The following is a 21356-nucleotide window of genomic DNA, read 5'->3' as shown; positions in this document are numbered from 1 at the left end:
GTTTTTATCTTTTAGACCTATTAGGTGTTGTACTATATTTAAATCAGTATCTAAAACCTTTCAAGTTTTAATGTATGAGGATTATGATTGTTTTTATAGCATACAAAGTTAACCAATAAAACCCACTTTAGGGTTTTCAATTCGCTAGATGATTTAGAATTTATTTTTCCAAGGTGAAGCTAGCAGATCTAAGTTTTAAAGTAACTAGAAAGGAAAAATCTGTTTTTTTGTACGTAAAGATGAAGATCACAAAATGCTTTTAAAGCACGATTGTTTCATGTTTGTAATGCGTTTAAAGAAGTAAATAAAGAGCTTATGGTTTGGAAGTGATATTATGATTATCATGCAGACCTGCTAGGTTTTTAAAACCTGCAAGGTCAGGTCTTAGTTTTAATGTCTATTCACTCAATCCTAAATAAAACCAACGATTATCTTCTTTTACAAAAGCTGATTTTTCGTGAATGATATCTACTTTTCCGTTTTCAAAAAAATAGGCATTAAAAGTCACAGTACCTTCAGTATCATTCTCAGAACCTTTAGTTGTTTCTAAAACTTCAAGTTTAATCCATTGTACAGATTTTGCCCATTTTACAATCGCTTTTTTCTCTTTTATTGGTCGTGTCGATTGATGATGCGTTGCCATAAGATAATCGCCATTGGCAAGTACAAAAGCACTGTAACGAGAACGCATGAGTTGTTCGACTGTTTCTGTTTTCCCGTTGTTGAGATGGAAAACTTCGCAGCAGTTTTGGTAAGTTTTGTCATTTCCGCAGTAGCAGTTCATTGTTTAGAGAGTAAACCTACAAGGTTATTGAAACCTTGCAGGATTTAAGTTGGTTATAATATTCAATTTTACAAAATAGACCTGCAAGGTTTAAAAAAACCAGCTAGGTCTGAGTCTTTAAACCCAATCCACAGGATTTTGTAATACTTTAATCAGTTTTTCTTCCTCACTTCCAGCTTCAGGATGATGGTCGTAAACCCATTGTACATGTGGAGGTAAACTCATCAAAATACTTTCTATGCGTCCGTTGGTTTTTAATCCGAATAACGTACCTTTATCATGAACGAGATTAAATTCTACGTAACGTCCTCTTCTAATTTCTTGCCAATCACGCTGAGGTTTGGTGTATTCTAAATGCTTTCGTTTTTCAACAATTGGCACATAAGCTTCAAGGAAACTGTCGCCAACTTCGGTTACAAAGTCGTACCAGTTTTGCATGCTCATCTCGTCTGTAGCTTTACAATAATCAAAGAATAAACCACCTAAACCACGACCTTCATTTCGGTGTGCATTATAAAAATATTCATCGCAACGGGCTTTGTATTTTGGGTAAAACTCTGTGTTATGCTTGTCGCAAGCGGTTTTGCAAGTTTGATGGAAGTGTTTGGCATCATCTTCAAACAAATAGTAAGGCGTTAAATCTTGTCCACCACCAAACCATTGGTCTACAATGTTTCCTTCTTTATCATACATTTCAAAGTATCTCCAGTTAGCATGTACAGTTGGCACCATCGGATTTGTAGGATGCAAGACTAAACTTAGTCCACAAGCAAAAAAATCGGCATCTTCTACTCCAAAGTATTTTTGCATAGAATCTGGTAATTTGCCGTGAACACCAGAGATATTGACACCTCCTTTTTCAAAGACATTACCATTTTCTATAACGCGTGTTCTTCCGCCTCCTCCTTCAGGGCGTTCCCAAAGGTCTTCTTGGAATTTGGCTTTACCGTCGACTGCTTCTAGTTTAGAAGTGATAGTGTCTTGTAATTGGTGGATGTAATTGAAGAATTTATCTTTGATAATTGTATTTGGTTTAAAACCTTCAGGCTCTTTGGTTTCATGACCTGCGAGGTTTTCGAAACCTTGTAGGTCTTCATCCTTAAATTGATTATGCATATATTTTAGATTATTTATATTATCAAATAACTTTAAGCTATAAGTTTTATCTAATGAAAAATATTTAGGTGTATTTTCATTCATATAATAATGGAATGAAGAAAACGTATAATGTTCCCAATCTTTAATTGGATTATGATGAATGTAACAAAAAACGGTTTTGAAATATGCCTCTGTATCTATTTTTTTTCGTTTGAAATGTTTTTCAAAAAGGCTTCCTGTTCTATTGTTTTGTTTGTTGAATGCTTTCGAATAGGAATTAAAAAGATTTGAAAAAGCTTGGGTTATCTCTTCGGTTTTGCAATTTACGTGAATTAAAAAATGAAAATGATTATCTAGAAGGGCATAAGCAGAAATATTGGCTTTTTCATTTAGATACTTTCCTGTTAATTGAAGAAAATAACGTTTGTTCTCATCTGAATTGTATATGTTACAACCATTGATTCCTCGATTGTAGATATGATAATAATGGTCTTTTTCTAAATTCTCTAATTTCATTTTCAGTTCTAAAGTTTTCGTTACCTTATCCTGCAAGGTTTCTAAAACTTTGCAGGTGTTTATATAGGTTATACTTGTTTCTATTAATTGGATTCATTGGTTGGTAAATAACAAGTGTATAATAATATCTTATGATTTATATATTTAATTTAGTTTTTATACCTACAAGGTTTTAGAAACCTTGCAGGATTGTAATGTTTGTTAGCTGGTTTTTAAAACCTGCTAGGTCTTATAGGTGCCCAAACAATTTCTTTTTATTAATTCTTCATTGATAAATTCTACTTAGTTATTGTCATTTGGGTTAATTCTTGTCAGGTTTTAGAAACCTTACAGGAATCAGAAACTAATTCGTAAAGTTCCATATCCAAAGGCGCTTCTCCTGTTGGTGTAAACCCATTAACCAATGTTTTAACCCACTTAAAATCATTTTTCAACGCTACCTTCACACTTCCTAAATTGTCTTTATGTGCTATAATTTGAAGTGTTTCTAATCCTAAATCTTCAAAAGCATGTGTTGATAAAAGTTGAATGGCTTTAGAGGTTAAGCCTTGTTCTTCAAAAGCATAACCAATACAATAGGCAAATTCGCCTTGTTTCGTGTCCCAATTAAGTTCTTTGAGATAGATTAAACCTGCGAGTTCTCTGGTTTCGGAATGTTTTAATGTGTATAAAAATTCATCTTTGTTTTCAAAAGCTTTCACTTTAGATTCTACAAAGTAATTAGACAACGTTGGATTAAGATTCTGCTCTAAAGTTTTAGGGAAATAGCGTTTTAATCGGTCTTCATTGGCAACACAGAAATTACAAACTTTCCATGCATCGCCTAAGTGGATTGGGTTAATCTCGAAACCATTAAATTGCGCCATCATTACACTACTACTGTATTTTGATTTAGAGTTTTTTGCTGTTCAATTAATTTTACGGTATTAAGTGAAGACGCAGTAACACTCATTGGTAATACTAGAATCACTCCAACTACAGGAATCAATAAAAACAACATAAATACAATCCCATTACCTATGGCAATACCCTTATGTCTGCCAACAAAATTGATACTCTCTCTGTATTTATAATGACGCTCTAAGGTATAATCCATGTTTCCAAAACCTGCATAATAGGCTTGAAGTAAAAACAACAAAATAGTTGAGAATATATTTACCACAGGAATAAACTTTAATAATAGCAAGGGAATGGTAAATAGCATTTCTTTCCCTAAATTTCTAATGTTTATTCTTATGCCTCGCCACAGCTGTTCTTGAAACGTGGTGTTTCTGTGATTGTGTGGTTTTATTCCTGTTAAATGATGTTCAATTTTTTCTGAAACCGGACTCATAAATGGCGCAGAAAATGCCATGATGATGTGTTTGTATAGGATTAAGCCAATTACAATAACAACAATACCTCCTATAAAGGTTGAGATAGCTGTAAAGGTTTCTTTTCCCCAATCCCAAAACCAAATTTTTGCAATAAAGCGCCCTATATTATCTGATAATCCGTAAGCGGAAAGTCCGATAATAAATGCCGTTACAACACTAATGATTATTGGAATAGCAAAATATTTCCAGAGTTTTAGTTTTGAAATTAAAGTAAAAGTACCTGTGTAAGCTTGTAGTCCTTTTAGAATATTTTTAATCATAACTAATGGTTTATAATTCATATTTCTTACATGACGGAAATAGGAGCTTCAAGTTACAATAATTACGATAAATCTTATTTTGCTTTATATCCTTTTACTGCATCAATAAATGCCTTCGCATTTTCTAAAGGAATATCTGGTAAAATACCATGCCCTAAATTTACAATGTACTTATCTTTTCCAAATTCGTCTATCATTTGGGTTACCATATCTTTAATCTTAGAAGGTGAAGAATATAGACGTGTTGGGTCAAAATTACCTTGTAAAGTAATGTTTCCTCCAGTTAAATAACGTGCGTTTTTTGGTGAGCATGTCCAATCAATTCCTAAAGCCGAAGCTCCAGATTTTGCCATAGTATCTAATGCAAACCAACAGCCTTTTCCAAAAGCAATCACTGGTGCATCTTCTTTTAAAGCATCGATAATTTGCTGAATGTATTGCCAAGAAAATTCTTGATAATCTACAGGCGATAACATACCTCCCCAAGAATCGAATACTTGTACGGCATTACAACCGGCTTTTACTTTTCCTTTTAAATAAGCAATCGTGGTATCTGTAATTTTTTGAAGCATTTGGTGTGCTGCTACCGGATTGGTAAAACAGAATTTCTTGGCTTTATCAAAGTTTTTAGAACCTTGACCTTGCACACAATAGCAAAGGATGGTCCAAGGTGAACCCGCAAAACCAATTAACGGAATCTCATCGTTTAGTTTTTCTTTAGTCGCTTTTATAGCTTCGTAAACATAATTTAAAGCCTCTTTTACATCAGGAACGATGACATTATCCACATCTTTTTGAGAGCGAATAGGGTTTGGTAAATAAGGTCCGAAATTGGGTTTCATTTGTACCTCAATATTCATCGCTTGTGGAATGACTAGAATATCTGAAAACAGAATGGCTGCATCCATACCATAACGACGTATGGGTTGTACGGTAATTTCGCTTGCTAATTCTGGAGTTTGGCAACGTGTAAAGAAATCGTATTTCGCTTTGATTTCCATAAACTCAGGTAAATAGCGACCTGCTTGGCGCATCATCCAAACTGGTGGACGCTCTACTGTTTCGCCTTTTAATGCCCTAAGAAATAAATCGTTTTTTATCATGTTTCTGTCATTCCTGCGAAGGCAGGAATCTATTTAATTGTACTTTATTATTTTGGATTCCGGCCTTAGCAGGAATGATAACAGTGGTGCTAACTGCTATTGCTCATAAAACTTATTCACCAACTCAACAACACTCTCTACCAATGGCACTTTAGCCACGCGTACATCTTTATAATACTTTTTGGCCTCTGTTGCTGTCGTTTCACCTATACAGAAAGCAATTCCATTTGCTTTATTCTGTTTTAAGAAACTTTGAACGGTAGAAGGGCTGTAAAACATTACACCATCTAATTCACCTTCTACTTTTTCTGCATCAAATTTAGTTTCGTAGGCTTCAATTTCGTTGACTTTAATATTATTTTCCTCTAAAATATCTGGAATAGTATCTAATCTTAAATTACTACAAAAATAGGTCACTTCGGTACCATCCATATATTCTACCATGTAATTGGCTAAATCTTTAGCGTATTGTTCAAAGTGTTTCACTTTACCAATGCGTTTTTCAACCATACGTTTGGTTTTTCGACCTACACAATAAATGTTTTTGAATTGTAATTCTGGAGCCGAAAAGTTAGTTAGTAAGGCTTCAACAGCATTTTGACTAGTGATAATAACATTTTCAATTTCATTTCTAATGATACTTTTATTTAACCGGTTAGGATTAATTTTTATTGCATCGTTACTTTGAGCGACCACAGCGTCATGAAATTTCGCCACCTGATCGTTCGTTAGTTTTTTAGTGGAGTAGATGTTAGTGATTTTATCACCTTGTGTTAGTTCGTCAATTAGAACTTTACCTCCTTTACCAATAATATAATCGGCACAAAATTCAGCAACTTCCTCATGTTTTCCTAAAGGGACTACTTTGGTGACTTCTATTTTCTTGCTGCCATCTTTACTTAAAAGGACCCCTTTAAAATTAACTTCTTCCTCTTTGTTAATATAGCAAATGGCTCCAATTGGTGCGGTACAACCTCCTTCTAAACGGTTTAAGAATTCGCGTTCGATTGAGGTACAAATCTGTGTAACTTCGTCATTAATCTCAGAAAGAATTTCTCTTGTTTGTTCGTCTGATTCTAGAGCGGTTACCATTACCGCGCCTTGCGCTGGAGCAGGAATCATCCAACTTAAATTAATGGAGTTTTCTGGTGTAATCCCTAAGCGACCTAAGCCTGCACCTGCAAATATGGCTCCATTCCAATCTTCATTAGTTTCTAGCTTTTCTAATCGAGAATTTACATTGCCTCGTAAGCCTACAATGGTATGCGTTGGGTAGCGATTAAGCCATTGTGCTCGTCGTCTTAAACTTCCTGTGGCTATAATAGCATCTCTAGCAGATAAGAACTCTTCATTGTCTTTAAACACTAAAGTGTCATTGATGTTGCCTCGTTTTAAAACTGCAGCTTGTACAATACCTTTTGGTAAAACAGTTGGCACATCTTTTAACGAATGCACAGCAATATCAATACTGCCATTAAGCATGGCAATATCTAAAGTTTTAGTGAAAATTCCTGTGATTCCTAGTTCGTATAACGGTTTATCTAATACTAAATCTCCTGTAGATTTTACAGGTACAAGAACGGTTTTATGACCTAAATGTTCAAGTTGTGATTGAACGGTCTTTGCTTGCCACATAGCGAGCTGGCTGTCGCGTGTGCCAATGCGAATTATTTTAGACATTATCGGTAGTTTCTAACTGAAATATTTTTTTGATAAGCTCTATGCTTTCATCTGAAGTATTGCCATCTTCTCTAAGATGGTGTGCAAATTGATTGGTGATTTTCTGAATGATATTATTACTAATCAATTCGGCTTGATCCTCATTAAAATCAGCTATCTTTTTGCGCTGATTATTGAGTTCAGAGTTTTTTAAATCGGTCAACTTGTGCTTTATAGCTTGTATGGTTGGTACAAATTTTAACGTATCTAACCAAGCATTAAACTCTGCTGTAATTTCTGAGATAATTACTTCTGCAGCAGGTATAAATGATTTGCGTTTTGCGAGTGTGTCATCCGTAATTTTAGCTAAATCATCTAAATGAACCAAGGTAATATTAGAGAGGTCTCTAATATCTTCATTTACATTCTTAGGAATGGATAAATCTAAAACCAATAAAGGTTGATCTGTTGAAATTAAAGATTTATAAACGGTAGGGTTTTGAGCACCTGTGGCTACAATAACAATATCTGAAGCATTAAGTTCTTGTGATAAATTTTCGTAATCTTTTACAATTAAGTTGAATTTACCAGCAACTTCCTCAGCTTTTGTTTTAGTTCTATTGATTAAGGTGATATGTGGATTCTTAGTGTGCTTTACTAAGTTTTCACAAGTGTTGCGTCCTATTTTTCCTGTTCCAAAAAGTAAAATATTCTTTTCAGAAATGTTTTTAACATGCTTCATAATATACTGAACCGAAGCAAATGACACTGACGTCGCGCCAGAAGATAATTCCGTTTCGTTTTTTATGCGTTTACTGGCTTGAATAACCGAGTTAACTAAGCGTTCTGTAAATGAATTGAGCATGCCTACATCTTTAGAGGCTCTTGCTCCTGCTTTAAGTTGAAATATAATTTCAAAATCACCTAAAATCTGACTGTCTAGACCAGAACCCACACGAAACATATGATTAATGGCATCCTTGTTCTTATGAACGTAGGCAACATCTTGAAATTCTTCAACGGTTCCTTTAGTGTTGTCACATAACAGTTGAATGAGTTGGTATGGATGCTCTGCAAAGCCGTACATTTCTGTACGGTTACATGTTGAGACTACTAAAAGACTCTCTATTCCGTTTTGTTTAGCTTGTGCCAAAACATTTTGTTTAGCTGTATCGCTTAAACTAAAATGACCACGCACTTCCGCATCAGCTTTTTTATAGCTGAGACCTATAGCGTAAAAATATTTGCTTTTATTATGCATGTGTTGCGTTCGCTCGTTTACCTGACTTTGGAAAGTAACAGCGCAAATGTAATTTTGATATTTATAAAAAAACAACGCTAGAGGAACTTAAAGTGTCGTTTCGGGTTTTTTAGGAATGATTTTCACTAAAACATGATAAATATCATACTTTTGTAGTAAAATCAAGGGCTTTTTGAGCTTTTGTTTAGAATCAGTCTAAATAAAATAAAAATGAATTTACAGAAATCGGGTTCAAAAAGTATCGCTACAAGAACTTTTGAAGAAACGCCTATTGAAGAAGGCTTTATTGTGTTGACCCATAAAAATGAAACGGATGCGGTAGAAAATCTTGAACGTGAGATTGATAGCAGTTATATTCAATTTCATTTTTGTACTAAGGGCACAGCGGCATTTAAATTTAATCAAGGGAGTTACACGCTGAATATAGATGAAGAAACCTCTTTGTTGCTATACAATCCGCAACGTGATTTACCGATTCATTTAGAAATTCAACCGCATTCTTGGTTGGTTTCTTTGGTGATTTCTATTAAAAAGTTTCATGGTTTGTTTTCTGAGGATGCTAACTACGTTACGTTTTTAACCGATGATAATAAGGATAAAAAGTATTATAAGGACGGGAAAATCTCGCCTTCCATGGCTGTAGTTCTCAACCAATTAATCAGTTTTAATTTAAACAATTCCATTAAACCCTTATACTTTAAAGGCAAAGCTTATGAATTATTGAGTCTGTTTTTTAACAGAAGTGAGGATGCCGATATTGAACAATGTCCGTTTTTAGTTGATGAGGTCAATGTGGCCAAATTAAAAAAAGCAAAAGACATTATGATAGCAAATATGGCTGAACCACCAAGTTTGCAAGAACTTGCCGATGAAATAGATTTAAGTCTAAAAAAATTAAAAGAAGGTTTTAAACAGATTTATGGCGACTCGGTTTTTAGCTTTTTGTTTGACTATAAAATGGAAGTGGCACGTAAGCTTTTAGAGTCTGGCGATTATAATGTTAACGAAGTTGGACTAAAAGTAGGTTACAGCACAGGAAGCCATTTTATTGCGGCTTTTAAGAAGAAATTTGGGACCACGCCTAAGAAGTATATTCAGGCGTCTAGTTAAACTTAATAATCGTAATACCCGTCGTTAGAGCTCGCTGTTACACGTTTACGGTCTTTGTAAATCGTTAGGTTCAAAATTTCCGCATACTGTTCTTCTATTTCTTTGGTTTTGTCGACAATCGTTCCATAATTTTCAGATTTAGAATAGTAATCTACAACCAATTGATTTGGGTCTCTTGGCTTAATAAAAGAAATGTAATGTAAGGCTTCAACCTTACCAGAGTATTCATCGTCTTTGTCAATTTTAAAGAAATAGATTTCTGCATTTTTACCTTTGTCGGTTACAAAATCGCGTTTAAACAAAAATTGAATAGAATCGGTTTCTTTGTCATAGTTGGCATCAGATAAGAGTTTTGATTTGGCAAATTGTTGCTGATTAATATGAGTCGATTTTAGTTTGCTTAAGAGGTTAGCTTCATCTAATTTTTCTAAAAGTAAATACTGGTTTTCTTCATCTTTAACCAACTTTTCTGTTAATTGAGTAGGAATTGCTTCGTTTTCTTTGGTTAATAATACATAGTACTTTACAAGAGCATTGGTGTCATCTACATTTAGTAGTTTTTCAAAGAAATCTTGAGCTTTGTTTTCCTTTCTGTATGGAAAAATCAATCTTACATAGGTTGCTAAATTATGAGAATACGAATTATAACCGTAATTATTAGTATTTCCTAAATTGCGCTTTATTTCCATTTTAGCATCATTTATCAGCTGACTTTTATACTTTTTATAAGTTTTTGGTTTTACCAATCCGCTGTCTTTTACTTTTGCTAATAAGGTGTAAAGGGGTTGTTTATATTCAGAAATAGTGCTGTATTCTAATATTTTAGGAAATAAAGATGCTTTTAACGCTAATGAGTCTTTTCTATTGTAATTATAAAACATTCCGCCTACACTTCCTAGAGGTAAATCGCGCTCCATAAGCTCTAATGCGATTTTATAATTTTCTTTTTTATTTGAATCTAACAAGCCTTCTAAAATAGCTGTTTGAGTTTGAGGGTCATAATAACTATCGTGATAGAGCTGTTTTATAAATGGTAAATTGTTTTTTAAATCGATTTTAATAAGTTGTTCTACGAGATAGGATTTAATGTTTAGTCGTTCTTTGTCAAATTCAAAATCTTTAAGAACTGAAACAATATCTTTACTATTATGTTTTTTGAATTTAATGAGGTCATAAGCTTCAAAGACCAAACTGTCATTAGCCTGCAATGCTTTAAAAAACAAATTGGTTTTATCAGTTAATACACTTTTACCCAATAGCGTGTCTTTTGGTGTAAAGGATTCGTAGAATTCGGTAACAAACGAAGATGGACCACTAACAGAATCTACCAATGTTTTTAGTTCGTAAAGCACACCTTCTTTTAAGATGTTTTTTACTAAAACGTGTTTGGCACTTAATGAATCTGAATAGGTAAATTGATGCGTGTATATCTCACCCTTTTTTGAAGAAGAGCGCTTGCTAATGTGGTAAGCTTTTTCAGACTTATAGTATTTTGATTTGTTATTGATTTTGTCTTCTAAATTTTTCCATAGGCTATCTACATTGTGAAACATTTGTAAATCGTGAAACTTGGTTCTCGATACAGAAATTTCCTCATTGGCATTTGTAGAATAAACGGTTTCGTTTATGGTCTGTTCATAATCCTTGGCTTTTTTTCCGTTGTAATTGTAATTATAAGGATTTGGTAGCGGTGCTTTTCCATTTGTTTTTACTGAAAAATGTAAGGAGGTGTCCTTAACTATTTCAAATCCAGAATAGTCTGTTTTGTTAAATGTAAAAGATTTGAAAAACTGAGATTTACCGGCCTCATTTGTGCCAACATAACCCAATAAGTAGTAGCTGCCATCTTTTACAATGGTTTTTAAATAGAGTCTTTTGTTACTGTCTTGGTCTAAAATGGCATTAGATTCGTAAGTTCTGTAATCTCCTGCTTTAAAACCACCTTCGGCTTCTGTTAACTTGTAGTTTTTATATAAGGCATGATGAAAGTATTTGGCTTCAAAACTATCTTCTTCAATATAGGTTAGGTCGTTTAAAACGGCTTCTTCAACAAAATAGTAAGCACCATTTTTATAGCCTTCGAGTAGCTTCTTTCCGTAGTTGTGCATATTACTAGTAATGTAATATTTAGGAAATTTAACTTGAAATTTTTTCTTGGGTGATACAAATAAAGTTGTACTGTCGGAAGGTTGCTTTAGTGTTAAAGTGTTGAATATTTTACCTTCATGTTTAAGTACAAAATCGCTACGTCCTGCAAATTTTATAATAATTATTTCTAAAGGTGTTTCATAAATATGATACTTCTGAAACTCTCCTTTTTTTGTTTTATTAACGATACTAATCCCAGGATAAGGATGTGTTAAGGTTTCTTTTTTAACAATGTCACCAGGAATGTCTTCGTATAATAAATGGTCGATATCTTTAAGTGTAATGTTCGTTTTATCATTAGGCAAATAGGTAAATCGGCTAATTCTATTTAACGTTAAATAAGCACCATTAGTCATGTCTGGATCTAAGTAATATTTTTGTCCACCATAAGAAAATTCACGGAGCTCATCATAAGTATTAATGCTGAGAAACCCGTCTGGAGTGCTGCGTTTTTGTAGTTCTGGGGTTACAAAAAGACTATCGAGTTTTGTTTTTTCTGTTCTGCTGTAATCGGTTTGTGCGGATGTTAAGGCTTTTACGGTGTAGCCGCGTTGACGCAACATATTAATCATGCCATGCTCTCCTGGTAAATGTGCGGCTCCCACTCCGGCAAATACGGATTGTGTTGGCATTAATTTTATGAGAGAAACTACCATATTTTCATTTCGGATATAGAGCATGTTTTCTCTAAAGAATTCGGTATTTACACCAGCACCTATAGAATCTAACAAGTCTAAGTTTCTGTCGCGATATAAGTTTTCTTGAATTAAATAGGCATTTTCTTTAGCGTATAATTTTTGAATCCAAGGATCTAATTCTTTTTTGTTGGCGTTATATGCGGCTTTTGTAGTTAAGTATCTTGACTCTTCTAAATCTTCTAAAGCGTATATTTTTTTGTTGTTTTTCTTTCCAGCTTGAAAAATAAACATATCTAAATACGTTTCTTCTTCAAAATTATCTGAAGACCCACTTTTTCTGTACAGATAGGCATTTACCGCATTATTGTCCATACGTACCGAACCTCTTATTGCCATTTCTTCAGGATGGGTAAGTTTAAAGAGGTTGGTGTAAAAATCTTCGTTGTAATTATTGTAAGCTGCCATTTGGCCTTGCATCATGTCGTAGTTAAAACCTGGCCATGTGGTTGGGTCAGATTCTAAAGCTATGCAATCGCTGTCATTTAAAGCTTTGTAAAACACATCGTCTAACCTAAAGGCTACTTTTTTGCTTACATGCATAGTGCCGTAGAGGTAAGATGGTTGTTCTAAGCCATTTCCGGTAATTTTCCACAGTAAGCTCTGGTATTGCTGTTGGGCAAAAGATAACGAAGAACATAAAATAAGAAGTATGTATGCGGTTTTTTTCATAATAAAATTTCGTCAAGGCTTGTAAAGATATTTAAATCCTTTTAACAGCCCTATAGAATAATTTGAAACGCGATTAAAAGTTCAAAATAAAAATATCTTATGTAGAGCATATAACTGTAAAGCCTATGAAATATTTTAAAATAGTAGCATAAATAAAAGCAATACAATCCATAATTAAGAATTGCCATTTGTATCGTACTTTTGTAATTGAAAAGAAAAAGCATGTCAAAAGGAATTTTATTAGTCAATTTAGGGTCTCCGGATAGTCCAAGTCCAAAGGATGTAAAGAAATATCTCGGTGAATTTTTAATGGATGAGCGGGTTATAGACGTTCCGCTTTTAGCACGTACGTTATTGGTAAAGGGTATTATTTTGAATACCAGACCAAAAGCCTCTGCAGCAGCTTATCAGAAAATTTGGTGGGATGAAGGTTCTCCGTTAATTGTACTTTCAGAACGCCTTCAAGAAAAACTTCAGCATAAAGTAGATTATCCTGTAGCATTAGCCATGCGTTATGGTAGCATGACGATTAAAAAGGGACTACAAGAGTTGGTAGATAAAGGGTGTACCGAAATTAAGACCATTCCACTATATCCGCAATTTGCTATGGCAACAACCGAAACGATTGATGTTAAGGTCGATGAATTGGTTGCTGAACATTTTCCAGAGGTGAAAATTACCCGTACACCTGCGTTTTACCATCGTGAAGATTATATCAACGTGCTTTCAAAAAGTATTGGTGAAGTTTTAAATGATTTAGATTACGAGCATATTCTTTTTAGTTACCACGGAGTGCCAGAACGCCATATTAGAAAAAGTGATATCACGAATGGTAATTGTAAAATGAATGGGAAATGCTGTTTCAAAAAAGGCAGTAAACAACATGAGTTTTGTTACCGTCATCAGTGTGAAATCACCACAGTAAATGTAGCGAAAAAATTAGGTTTAAAAAATGGAACGTATTCCACTACTTTTCAATCTAGACTTGGTTTTGATCCATGGTTAAAACCTTATACCGACCGTACAATTGAAAGAATGGGTAAGGAAGGCATTAAAAAAATGGCTATTGTAACTCCGGCTTTTGTAAGTGATTGTTTAGAAACTTTAGAGGAAATTGCGATGGAAGGTGAAGAAATCTTCCACGAAATGGGAGGTAAAGAATTTACGGTTATTCCTTGTCTTAACGATCGCGATGATTTTGCTGAGGTATTGGCCAATATTACTGAAGAATGGGCAACCGCTGAAATTAAAGCCGAATAATGGCAAAAGTATCGTCAAAAGATTTAGGAACACAACCAATAGGTAAGTTGTTAATTAAGCAAGCCGTACCAGCATCTATAGGTATTTTGGTGATGTCGCTTAACATTTTAGTCGATACGATTTTTGTTGGTAACTGGATTGGTCCTACCGCGATAGCTGCCATAAATGTGGTGCTACCAGTGTCGTTCTTTATTGCGGCATTGGGTATGGCGATTGGTATAGGTGGTTCTTCTATTATATCTAGAGCTTTAGGAGCTAACAATATTGAAAAAGCGTTAACCACCTTTGGGAACCAGTTGACTCTAACATTTTTGTTCACGGTTACTTTTGCCATATTTGGATTGTATTTTGTTGATAGTCTTATTCCGGCGTTTGGAGGAAAAGGAAATATATTCGATCCAGCGAAAATATATTATGAAATCATTCTATATGGTGTGCCAATATTAGGTTTTGTAATGCTAGGGAATAATGTTATTAGAGCAGAAGGTAAACCTAAATTTGCCATGTATGCTATGTTTATTCCATCCGTAGGGAATTTGGTTTTAGATTATCTTTTTATAAATGTATTAAACTATGGTATGGCTGGTGCAGCTTGGGCTACAACTGGGTCTTATGTGGTTGCTTTTCTATTTATATTATGGTATTTTTTATCAGAAAATTCAGAATTAAAAATTACAACCTCTCAATTTCGGTTAGATAAAGCTATTGTTTTTGAAATAGGCTCATTAGGGTTTGTTACTTTAGCCAGGCAAGCTGTTGTTAGCGTCACGTTTTTATTGGTTAATAATGCCTTGTATAATTTTGGTGGAGAAACTTCAGTAACGGCTTATGCTATTGTAGGCAGAATGATGATGTTTGTCTTATTTCCGGTGTTTGGAATGACACAAGGCTTTATTCCTATTGCAGGCTTTAATTATGGTTCAGGAGCTTATGAGCGTGTTAAAGAAACTATTTATACAGCAATTAAATATGCTACGATTTTAGGCACTATTGTATTTATTGGTTTAATGTTGTTTCCTCAAACAATTACAAAATTATTCACAAGTGATGCCGATGTCATTAGAGAAACACCGAGTAACTTGCGTTGGGCATTTGCGGCTGTACCGATTTTGGCCTTGCAGCTTATTGGTGCAGCATATTTTCAAGCCGTTGGTAAGGCCTTGCCTGCTTTATTGTTAACCTTAACCAGACAGGCCATTTTCTTTATTCCTCTGATGTATATTCTTCCCTTATATTTCGGTGAGTTAGGAATTTGGATGTCGTTTCCAATATCAGATGTGTTATCTACTATTGTTACTGGTTATTTTCTAAATAGAGAAATTAAAAAGACATTAGTTGCTAAAATTTAGCCTTATGGAATACTACAATTATATAAAATCATTACACCTCATTTTTGTCATTACATGGTTCGCTGGATTGTTTTATATTCCAAGATTATTTGTGTATCAAATTGAGTCTTTTCACAAACCCTCACCTGAAAAGGAAATTTTAGGAAAACAATTAAAATTAATGGCCAAACGCCTTTGGTATATTATCACTTGGCCGTCGGCTATTTTAGCAACTTTATTTGCTGTGTGGCTAATGATTTTAATGCCAAGTTGGTTGCAACAAGGGTGGATGCACATAAAATTATTATTTGTATTGTTGTTATTTGTCTACCATTTTAAAACCCATCTATATTTTAAACAACTACAACGAGATGAAGTGAAAAAGACCTCTAACTTTATGCGTATTTGGAATGAAGGAGCCACCTTTATTCTATTTGCGGTGGTATTTCTCGTCATTTTAAAAAGCACTATTAATTGGGTATTTGGTGTGCTTGGTATTATTGTTTTGGGTATATTAATTATGCTTGGATTTAAACTATATAAGAATATCCGTTCTAAAAATCCAGACGCGTAATGACGCCTTAAAATGGTGAATTTCCGTTTTGTTGAATTTCAAATTTTACATAGCTGTCTTTGGTTTGATTATTGCTATATTTAAAACTTAGAATTTACATGATAATTCTACCTACAAGACTAATAACATGAATAAAAAACGTCTTTCCTTAAGAGCGCGTATAAATTTAGCGATGATATTGTTGGTGCTTGTAGCTTCAGTTTTAATAGCTGCGGTTACAATTTATCAATACAGTGAAGAGGCTAAAGAATACCATAGTGAGCGCTTAGAGCGAAAAGAAAAAGCCATAAAACAGAGTATTAATTTTGTTATTAGAGAAACGACTTATCCGGTTACTACGGAGAATATTCCGCTAATATTTAAAGATGAAATTTTTGAAATTGATGCCATTCATAACCTACAGATTAATCTGTACGATTTAGACGGGCAATTATTAAAAAGTTCAAAACGAACCATTCAAAGAGATTCTTCAGACCTGTGTTTAGATGCCGAAATATTAAACACCTTATCCAACACTTTAGAGCATCGTTATGTATTAAAAAATAAGGTTGCAGGTCAAACATTTCAGTCTTCTTACTCTTATATTATGGATGAGAAGTTTAAAACTTTAGGGATACTCAATTTACCATATTTAGAAAACGATGACTTTTTTAATAAAGAGCTAAAAGAATTTTTAACCCGATTGGCTTACGCATATTTGCTATTGATTTTAGTAGCTATTATTATTGCTTATTTTATTTCTAAATACATTACCAAATCGCTTCGGACTATAAGTGATAAAATGAATGAAACACGACTAGAAAAGCGCAATAAGAAGATACAAATTGAATCTTCTAGTGAAGAAATAGAAAGTTTAGTAATTTCATACAATAGTATGATTGATGAGATTGAGGCTAGTGCTGTAGTTTTGGCAACTAACGAAAGAGAGCAAGCATGGCGTGAAATGGCAAAACAAGTAGCGCATGAGATTAAAAATCCACTTACTCCAATGCGATTAACCGTGCAAAGCTTTGAACGCAAATTTGATCCTAATGATCCCAATATTCTTCAAAAACTTAAAGAATATAGTAAAACATTAATTCAACAAATAGATACTTTGAGCTCTATAGCCTCTGCGTTTTCTAATTTTGCTAAAATGCCAGCACAGCAAAGCGAAGAGTTAAATGTGGTGCTTATCGTAAAATTAGCTCTCGATATTTTTAATGAAGATTATATTCATTTTTATGCAGAACAAGATGAAATTATAGCAAAATTCGACAGAACCCAACTTATAAGAGTAGTCACTAATTTGGTTAAAAACGGCATTCAGGCGATACTAGAAACGACTGAAGAACCAAAGATTGAAGTTCGTGTTTTTACTGAAGGAGAGAATGCTGTTATTACAGTTGAAGATAATGGATCAGGAATAGCAGAAGAAACTCAAAATAGAATATTTGAACCAAAATTCACAACCAAATCTAGTGGTATGGGACTTGGTTTAGGAATGGTAAAAAATATTGTGGAAACCTTTAATGGAAGTATTACCTTTACCTCTCAACTAGGAAAAGGAACGATTTTTAAAGTTACATTTCCTAATAAATAATAGCAACTAAATGTTACATTGAGTTAGTCTCAATGTCTATAAAATTAAATAATTTATGTCTTACAATAACATTTTATCCGATCACCAAAATGGTATTACAACGATTACCATAAACCGACCAAAGAAGTTAAACGCCTTAAACAAAGCGACTATTCAAGAATTACACGATGCGTTTGATGCTGCCGATAACGATGAAAATACTAAAGTAATTATCATTACCGGAAGTGGAGAAAAAGCCTTTGTTGCAGGAGCTGATATAAGTGAGTTTGCAGATTTTAATGTAGAACAAGGAGGGCAACTAGCCGCCGAAGGTCAAGAATTATTATTCGATTTTGTTCAAAATTTAAGTACTCCAGTTATTGCAGCAGTCAATGGTTTTGCTCTTGGTGGTGGCTTGGAATTAGCAATGGCAGCACACTTTAGAGTGGCAAGTAGCAATGCCAAAATGGGATTACCAGAAGTGTCACTTGGCGTAATTCCTGGTTATGGAGGTACACAACGTTTACCACAATTGGTAGGTAAAGGTAGAGCTATGGAAATGGTAATGACCGCTGGTATGATTGATGCTGAAACAGCTTTAAATTATGGTTTAGTAAATCATGTGATTGAAATAGAGGAATTATTGCCTTTAGCAGAGAAAATAGCGAGCAAAATTATGCGAAATTCATCGGTTGCAATTAGTGAAGCAATCCATGCAATTAATGCTAATTACGAGGCTGGTGTCAATGGTTTTAATGTAGAGATAGAAGCCTTTGGAAACTGTTTTGGTACTGAGGACTTTGTAGAAGGTACTACGGCATTTTTAGAGAAGCGTAAAGCTGATTTTCCAGGGAAATAGAGGTATACTTATTATTTTATAAATGTACGACTGCTTTGGGTTGACGGATAAGGTCGCTCAATTGTGGTCGTTTTTTTATACTTTTTTTGAAGAACCGATGATGTTAAAACTACAACCTGTAGCCACGTTCAGTCGGTTTTCATACTAATTTTATAGTATGATACATCCCAAATCAAATATTAAAGGTAGAGGCGCACAACAAAATACACACAACAAATTTTTTGAATTATCTCACGAAATGCGTGAAGATTTCTTAGAATTTTGCCATAAAGAAGGTGAAACTGTTGATAAGAACAAAACCCAATATCTTAACGTATTTCCAAAGACGATTGTCAATAAAGTAACGAGTCCAGATGTTGGTATGGCTTATTCCATGAATATGTACCAAGGTTGCGAACATGGTTGTATTTATTGTTATGCACGGAACTCACACGAATTTTGGGGTTATAGTGCAGGCTTAGATTTTGAACGTAAAATACTAGTTAAAAAAGCAGCTCCGAAACTATTAGAAACGCATTTAAAAAAGAAAAGCTGGAAAGCTCAAACCATCGTGATGTCTGGTAATACGGATTGTTACCAGCCCGCAGAACAGCAATTGGAACTCACTAGGCAATGTTTAGAAGTGTTTTTAAAATATAAACATCCTGTTGGTATCATTACCAAGAATGCTTTAATCTTACGTGATATAGAGATTTTAAAAGCGCTAGCTAAAGATAATTTAATAGCGGTAAATGTTTCTATCACTTCAGTTTCAGAAGATACTAGGCGAATATTGGAACCTAGGACAGCAACTATTAAAAAGCGACTTAGAGTGGTAAAAGAATTAAGCGATAATGGTATTCCTGTAAATGTGATGTTGGCACCTTTAATTCCTTCTATAAATAGTCATGAAATCTTACCTATGGCAAAAGCTGTTTCAGAAGCAGGAGCTTTGAGTATTGGCCATACCATTGTAAGATTAAATGGAACTATCGGAGAAATTTTTACGGATTGGATTTATAAAACCATGCCAGACAGAGCAGCTAAAGTGTTAAACCAAATAGAAAGTTGTCATGGTGGTACGCTTAACGAAAGTCGGTATGGAGTTCGGATGCGAGGCGAGGGCAAAATAGCTCAACAAATTAATGATTTAGTGCAGTTGGCAAGATTAAAATATTTTAAGAACAAATCAATGCCTAAGTTAAATACAAACTTGCACGAGGTTTGTAAGGATGGTCAAATGAAACTTTTTTAAACAAAAAAAGTGGGCTCTCTACAACCCACTTTTAACTAAATAAACTAATAAATAAACAATAATCTAAATTTTAAAATCTTCAACAAATACACGGTCATTTGCTCTTATAATTGCAGTGTAGTTGCCTTTAAGGTTCGGATCTAATTTGTATACACGGTTTAGAATCTCTTTTCCTTTAATAGTTTCTTGGTGAATAAGGTCGTCTTCAAAATATAATTCTATAGCCATTTCATTAGTGTCAATAGCTAATTTTGAAATCATAACTTTAGAATCTTCAGATCTAAATACTGGTTTAAAAATCTTTTTGCTTGAAGTCTCTAAATATGTAACCTGGTGATTTTTTACTTGAATTGCATTAATTTCAATTTCAAAATCTTTATTTACTTCTACTGTATAAATACCATCTTCCAGTTGAGAAAAATCATACAGCTTTTCAATGTTTCCGTTGTAGTTAATGCGTCCACTGTAAAGTACTTCACCTGCTCTGTTAGATACAGAGATATGATCTCCCTTGCGTAAGCTTTTAGAAGAAGGTGTTTCGTTTATAGTTGAATTGGCGTAACCTGTGCATGTTCCTAACAGCACGGCTAATACTAAAATGTTTTTAAAAAGTGTTTTCATAATTTTTCATTTTAATCGTGTCAAAAGCTGAATTTAAGATTTAGGGAAAATAGCTTCAGCTTTTAAACGATTTGATACTACAAAGTTAGAGTAGATAGAGCTGTCGAAAAACAACGATATTGGTAAGTTTATATACTAAATTAACCTCAAGATATGGGTGTGTAGATAAGTAGGTTAAAATAGTATATATTGTTGTTAATTTGCTATAGGTTTTATAAGGCGTAAGTGTATTGATATTCTAAAAAGTAGATTTTAAATACTGCTTATGCGCTTTTATATACGGTTTAAGTCGTATGGTTAATGTATTTAAGAATAAATGATAACGACAACAGTCTTAATGTGATAACAAAAAAAAAGTGAGCAGTTTAGTGCTCACTTTCAAATTAACAATTAAAATTCAAAAATTTATATTCTGAAGTTTTTCGCGAAGACTCTACCGTTAGATTTAACAACTGCAGTATATTCTCCTTTTATTGTATCGTCGAGTTGATATACTCTGTTTAGGATTTCACCACCTTTTACAGTTTCAGCATGGATTAATTCATTACCATAGTATAGTTCAACTTCCATTTTTGGATAGTCTAAGGCCATTTTAGAAATCAATAGCTTATCGTTTTCGAGTCTAAAAACCGGTTTAAAGATTTTTTCACTTCTTTTGTTTATGAAACTAACTGTGTTGTTTTTAACTTCTACAGTACTAATTTCAATTTCAAAATCTTTATTAACTTCTATAATATAGGTACCGTCCTTTAATTGTGAAAAATCGTAGAGGTGACTAATATTGCCATTAAAATTTATAAGACCACTAAAAACAATCTTTCCTGACGCATCTGTTACAGAAATTGAGTTTCCTTTCTTCACACTATTAAAAGTAGGTAGAACTTCTAAAGTTGCATTGGCGTAGCTTGTGCATGTTCCTAACATCACAGCTAATACTAACATGTTTTTAAATAATGTTTTCATAATGTTTCATTTTTTGGGTTACCACTAATATGTAAAATCTGTGCTATATGTTTTTTTAAATATTAAGTCACAAACTTTTTATATCAGTTTAAATGATTTCACAATACAAAGGTATGGTGGTTAGTTCTTCTGAAAAACATGGATTTTGGCATATTTATATGCATAATTATCTTTATAGGGCATATTATTATTATATTAGGTTAAAATGGTATATATTAATGATAATCTGCTATAGGTTTTAAAATTTAATAGATTTAACTTTGTACTTATTGTT

At 33.6% G+C, this 21356-nt stretch carries 17 protein-coding genes; 7 read left to right on the top strand and 10 right to left on the bottom strand.

Going from position 1 to position 21356, the window contains the following annotated elements:
* Positions 1 to 397: 397 nt before the first annotated feature.
* The 7 genes from C8N41_RS02420 to hemA all read right to left on the bottom strand — a co-directional run bounded on the left by C8N41_RS02420 (position 398) and on the right by hemA (position 8057).
* Positions 398 to 784: a YchJ family protein gene (locus C8N41_RS02420; RefSeq protein WP_115838088.1), complete on the bottom strand. Its 387-nt coding sequence runs from the start codon at positions 782 to 784 to the stop codon at positions 398 to 400.
* A gap of 117 nt (positions 785 to 901) precedes the next feature.
* Positions 902 to 1804 (bottom strand): oxygen-dependent coproporphyrinogen oxidase, encoded by a 903-nt coding sequence (gene hemF / locus C8N41_RS17105; protein ID WP_092447770.1) that lies wholly within the window; start codon positions 1802 to 1804, stop codon positions 902 to 904.
* Between the two features lie 905 nt (positions 1805 to 2709).
* Entirely contained in the window at positions 2710 to 3267 is a 558-nt protein-coding gene (locus C8N41_RS02410) for a GNAT family N-acetyltransferase (protein WP_115838086.1), read from the bottom strand.
* Positions 3267 to 4034 carry an EI24 domain-containing protein gene (locus tag C8N41_RS02405; protein ID WP_115838771.1) on the bottom strand — a complete coding sequence of 256 codons (768 nt, stop codon included), beginning with the start codon at positions 4032 to 4034 and terminating at the stop codon, positions 3267 to 3269. The genes C8N41_RS02410 and C8N41_RS02405 overlap by 1 nt, the downstream gene beginning before the upstream one ends.
* A 74-nt stretch (positions 4035 to 4108) precedes the next feature.
* A complete protein-coding gene (hemE, locus tag C8N41_RS02400) occupies positions 4109 to 5137 on the bottom strand; it encodes a uroporphyrinogen decarboxylase (RefSeq protein ID WP_115838085.1) in 1029 nt (342 codons plus the stop codon).
* Between the two features lie 96 nt (positions 5138 to 5233).
* Positions 5234 to 6817, bottom strand: a complete 1584-nt coding sequence (gene hemC / locus C8N41_RS02395) for a hydroxymethylbilane synthase (RefSeq protein ID WP_115838084.1) — start codon at positions 6815 to 6817, stop codon at positions 5234 to 5236.
* Entirely contained in the window at positions 6810 to 8057 is a 1248-nt protein-coding gene (hemA, locus tag C8N41_RS02390; protein WP_115838083.1) for a glutamyl-tRNA reductase, read from the bottom strand. Before hemA ends, hemC begins: the two co-directional genes overlap by 8 nt.
* Before the next feature lie 210 nt (positions 8058 to 8267).
* Here hemA and C8N41_RS02385 point away from each other — a divergent pair, with 210 nt between their 5' ends.
* A complete protein-coding gene (locus C8N41_RS02385; RefSeq protein WP_115838082.1) occupies positions 8268 to 9167 on the top strand; it encodes an AraC family transcriptional regulator in 900 nt (299 codons plus the stop codon).
* Between the two features lie 2 nt (positions 9168 to 9169).
* Here C8N41_RS02385 and C8N41_RS02380 read toward each other — a convergent pair whose 3' ends face one another.
* A complete protein-coding gene (locus C8N41_RS02380; protein WP_115838081.1) occupies positions 9170 to 12682 on the bottom strand; it encodes a TraB/GumN family protein in 3513 nt (1170 codons plus the stop codon).
* Between the two features lie 222 nt (positions 12683 to 12904).
* On the opposite strand from C8N41_RS02380, the gene hemH reads away from it, so the two are divergent.
* The 6 genes from hemH (at position 12905) to C8N41_RS02350 (ending at position 19498) form a co-directional block, all read left to right on the top strand.
* Positions 12905 to 13942 (top strand): ferrochelatase, encoded by a 1038-nt coding sequence (hemH, locus tag C8N41_RS02375; protein WP_092446085.1) that lies wholly within the window; start codon positions 12905 to 12907, stop codon positions 13940 to 13942.
* Positions 13942 to 15291 (top strand): MATE family efflux transporter, encoded by a 1350-nt coding sequence (locus tag C8N41_RS02370; RefSeq protein WP_115838080.1) that lies wholly within the window; start codon positions 13942 to 13944, stop codon positions 15289 to 15291. Before hemH ends, C8N41_RS02370 begins: the two co-directional genes overlap by 1 nt.
* A gap of 4 nt (positions 15292 to 15295) precedes the next feature.
* The gene (locus C8N41_RS02365; RefSeq protein ID WP_115838079.1) at positions 15296 to 15844 is read left to right on the top strand and encodes a CopD family protein; all 549 of its coding nucleotides are present in this window, start codon (positions 15296 to 15298) and stop codon (positions 15842 to 15844) included.
* Positions 15845 to 15971: 127 nt separating this feature from the next.
* Positions 15972 to 17426, top strand: coding sequence for a sensor histidine kinase (locus tag C8N41_RS02360; protein WP_249033224.1), 1455 nt, complete (start codon positions 15972 to 15974; stop codon positions 17424 to 17426).
* Between the two features lie 55 nt (positions 17427 to 17481).
* Complete coding sequence (locus tag C8N41_RS02355) at positions 17482 to 18264, top strand: enoyl-CoA hydratase/isomerase family protein (RefSeq protein ID WP_115838078.1); 783 nt, start codon at positions 17482 to 17484, stop codon at positions 18262 to 18264.
* 157 nt (positions 18265 to 18421) lie between these two features.
* Positions 18422 to 19498: a PA0069 family radical SAM protein gene (locus tag C8N41_RS02350; protein ID WP_170137077.1), complete on the top strand. Its 1077-nt coding sequence runs from the start codon at positions 18422 to 18424 to the stop codon at positions 19496 to 19498.
* 63 nt (positions 19499 to 19561) lie between these two features.
* On the opposite strand, the gene C8N41_RS02345 is transcribed toward C8N41_RS02350, so the two are convergent.
* The gene (locus C8N41_RS02345; protein WP_115838077.1) at positions 19562 to 20119 is read right to left on the bottom strand and encodes a hypothetical protein; all 558 of its coding nucleotides are present in this window, start codon (positions 20117 to 20119) and stop codon (positions 19562 to 19564) included.
* 405 nt (positions 20120 to 20524) lie between these two features.
* Entirely contained in the window at positions 20525 to 21082 is a 558-nt protein-coding gene (locus C8N41_RS02340) for a hypothetical protein (protein ID WP_092446094.1), read from the bottom strand.
* Between the last annotated feature and the right edge of the window lie 274 nt (positions 21083 to 21356).

Origin of the sequence: Winogradskyella sediminis (assembly GCF_003387355.1) — a bacterium.
GTDB classification, from domain to species: Bacteria; Bacteroidota; Bacteroidia; order Flavobacteriales; family Flavobacteriaceae; genus Winogradskyella; species Winogradskyella sediminis.
Note: the sequence above shows the minus strand (reverse complement) of the source record. Positions and strands in the feature narration are given on the sequence as shown.

What these genes read in the sequence shown, in the direction of transcription:
- hemH (WP_092446085.1), top strand. Translation starts at nt 12,905, where the DNA reads ATGTCAAAAGGAATTTTATTAGTCAATTTAGGGTCTCCGGATAGTCCA.
- C8N41_RS02420 (WP_115838088.1), bottom strand. Translation starts at nt 784, where the DNA reads ATGAACTGCTACTGCGGAAATGACAAAACTTACCAAAACTGCTGCGAA.
- C8N41_RS02385 (WP_115838082.1), top strand. Translation starts at nt 8,268, where the DNA reads ATGAATTTACAGAAATCGGGTTCAAAAAGTATCGCTACAAGAACTTTT.
- C8N41_RS02350 (WP_170137077.1), top strand. Translation starts at nt 18,422, where the DNA reads ATGATACATCCCAAATCAAATATTAAAGGTAGAGGCGCACAACAAAAT.
- C8N41_RS02340 (WP_092446094.1), bottom strand. Translation starts at nt 21,082, where the DNA reads ATGAAAACATTATTTAAAAACATGTTAGTATTAGCTGTGATGTTAGGA.
- C8N41_RS02355 (WP_115838078.1), top strand. Translation starts at nt 17,482, where the DNA reads ATGTCTTACAATAACATTTTATCCGATCACCAAAATGGTATTACAACG.
- hemE (WP_115838085.1), bottom strand. Translation starts at nt 5,137, where the DNA reads ATGATAAAAAACGATTTATTTCTTAGGGCATTAAAAGGCGAAACAGTA.
- C8N41_RS02345 (WP_115838077.1), bottom strand. Translation starts at nt 20,119, where the DNA reads ATGAAAACACTTTTTAAAAACATTTTAGTATTAGCCGTGCTGTTAGGA.
- C8N41_RS02370 (WP_115838080.1), top strand. Translation starts at nt 13,942, where the DNA reads ATGGCAAAAGTATCGTCAAAAGATTTAGGAACACAACCAATAGGTAAG.
- C8N41_RS02365 (WP_115838079.1), top strand. Translation starts at nt 15,296, where the DNA reads ATGGAATACTACAATTATATAAAATCATTACACCTCATTTTTGTCATT.
- C8N41_RS02405 (WP_115838771.1), bottom strand. Translation starts at nt 4,034, where the DNA reads ATGATTAAAAATATTCTAAAAGGACTACAAGCTTACACAGGTACTTTT.
- hemA (WP_115838083.1), bottom strand. Translation starts at nt 8,057, where the DNA reads ATGCATAATAAAAGCAAATATTTTTACGCTATAGGTCTCAGCTATAAA.
- C8N41_RS02360 (WP_249033224.1), top strand. Translation starts at nt 15,972, where the DNA reads ATGAATAAAAAACGTCTTTCCTTAAGAGCGCGTATAAATTTAGCGATG.
- C8N41_RS02410 (WP_115838086.1), bottom strand. Translation starts at nt 3,267, where the DNA reads ATGATGGCGCAATTTAATGGTTTCGAGATTAACCCAATCCACTTAGGC.
- hemC (WP_115838084.1), bottom strand. Translation starts at nt 6,817, where the DNA reads ATGTCTAAAATAATTCGCATTGGCACACGCGACAGCCAGCTCGCTATG.
- C8N41_RS02380 (WP_115838081.1), bottom strand. Translation starts at nt 12,682, where the DNA reads ATGAAAAAAACCGCATACATACTTCTTATTTTATGTTCTTCGTTATCT.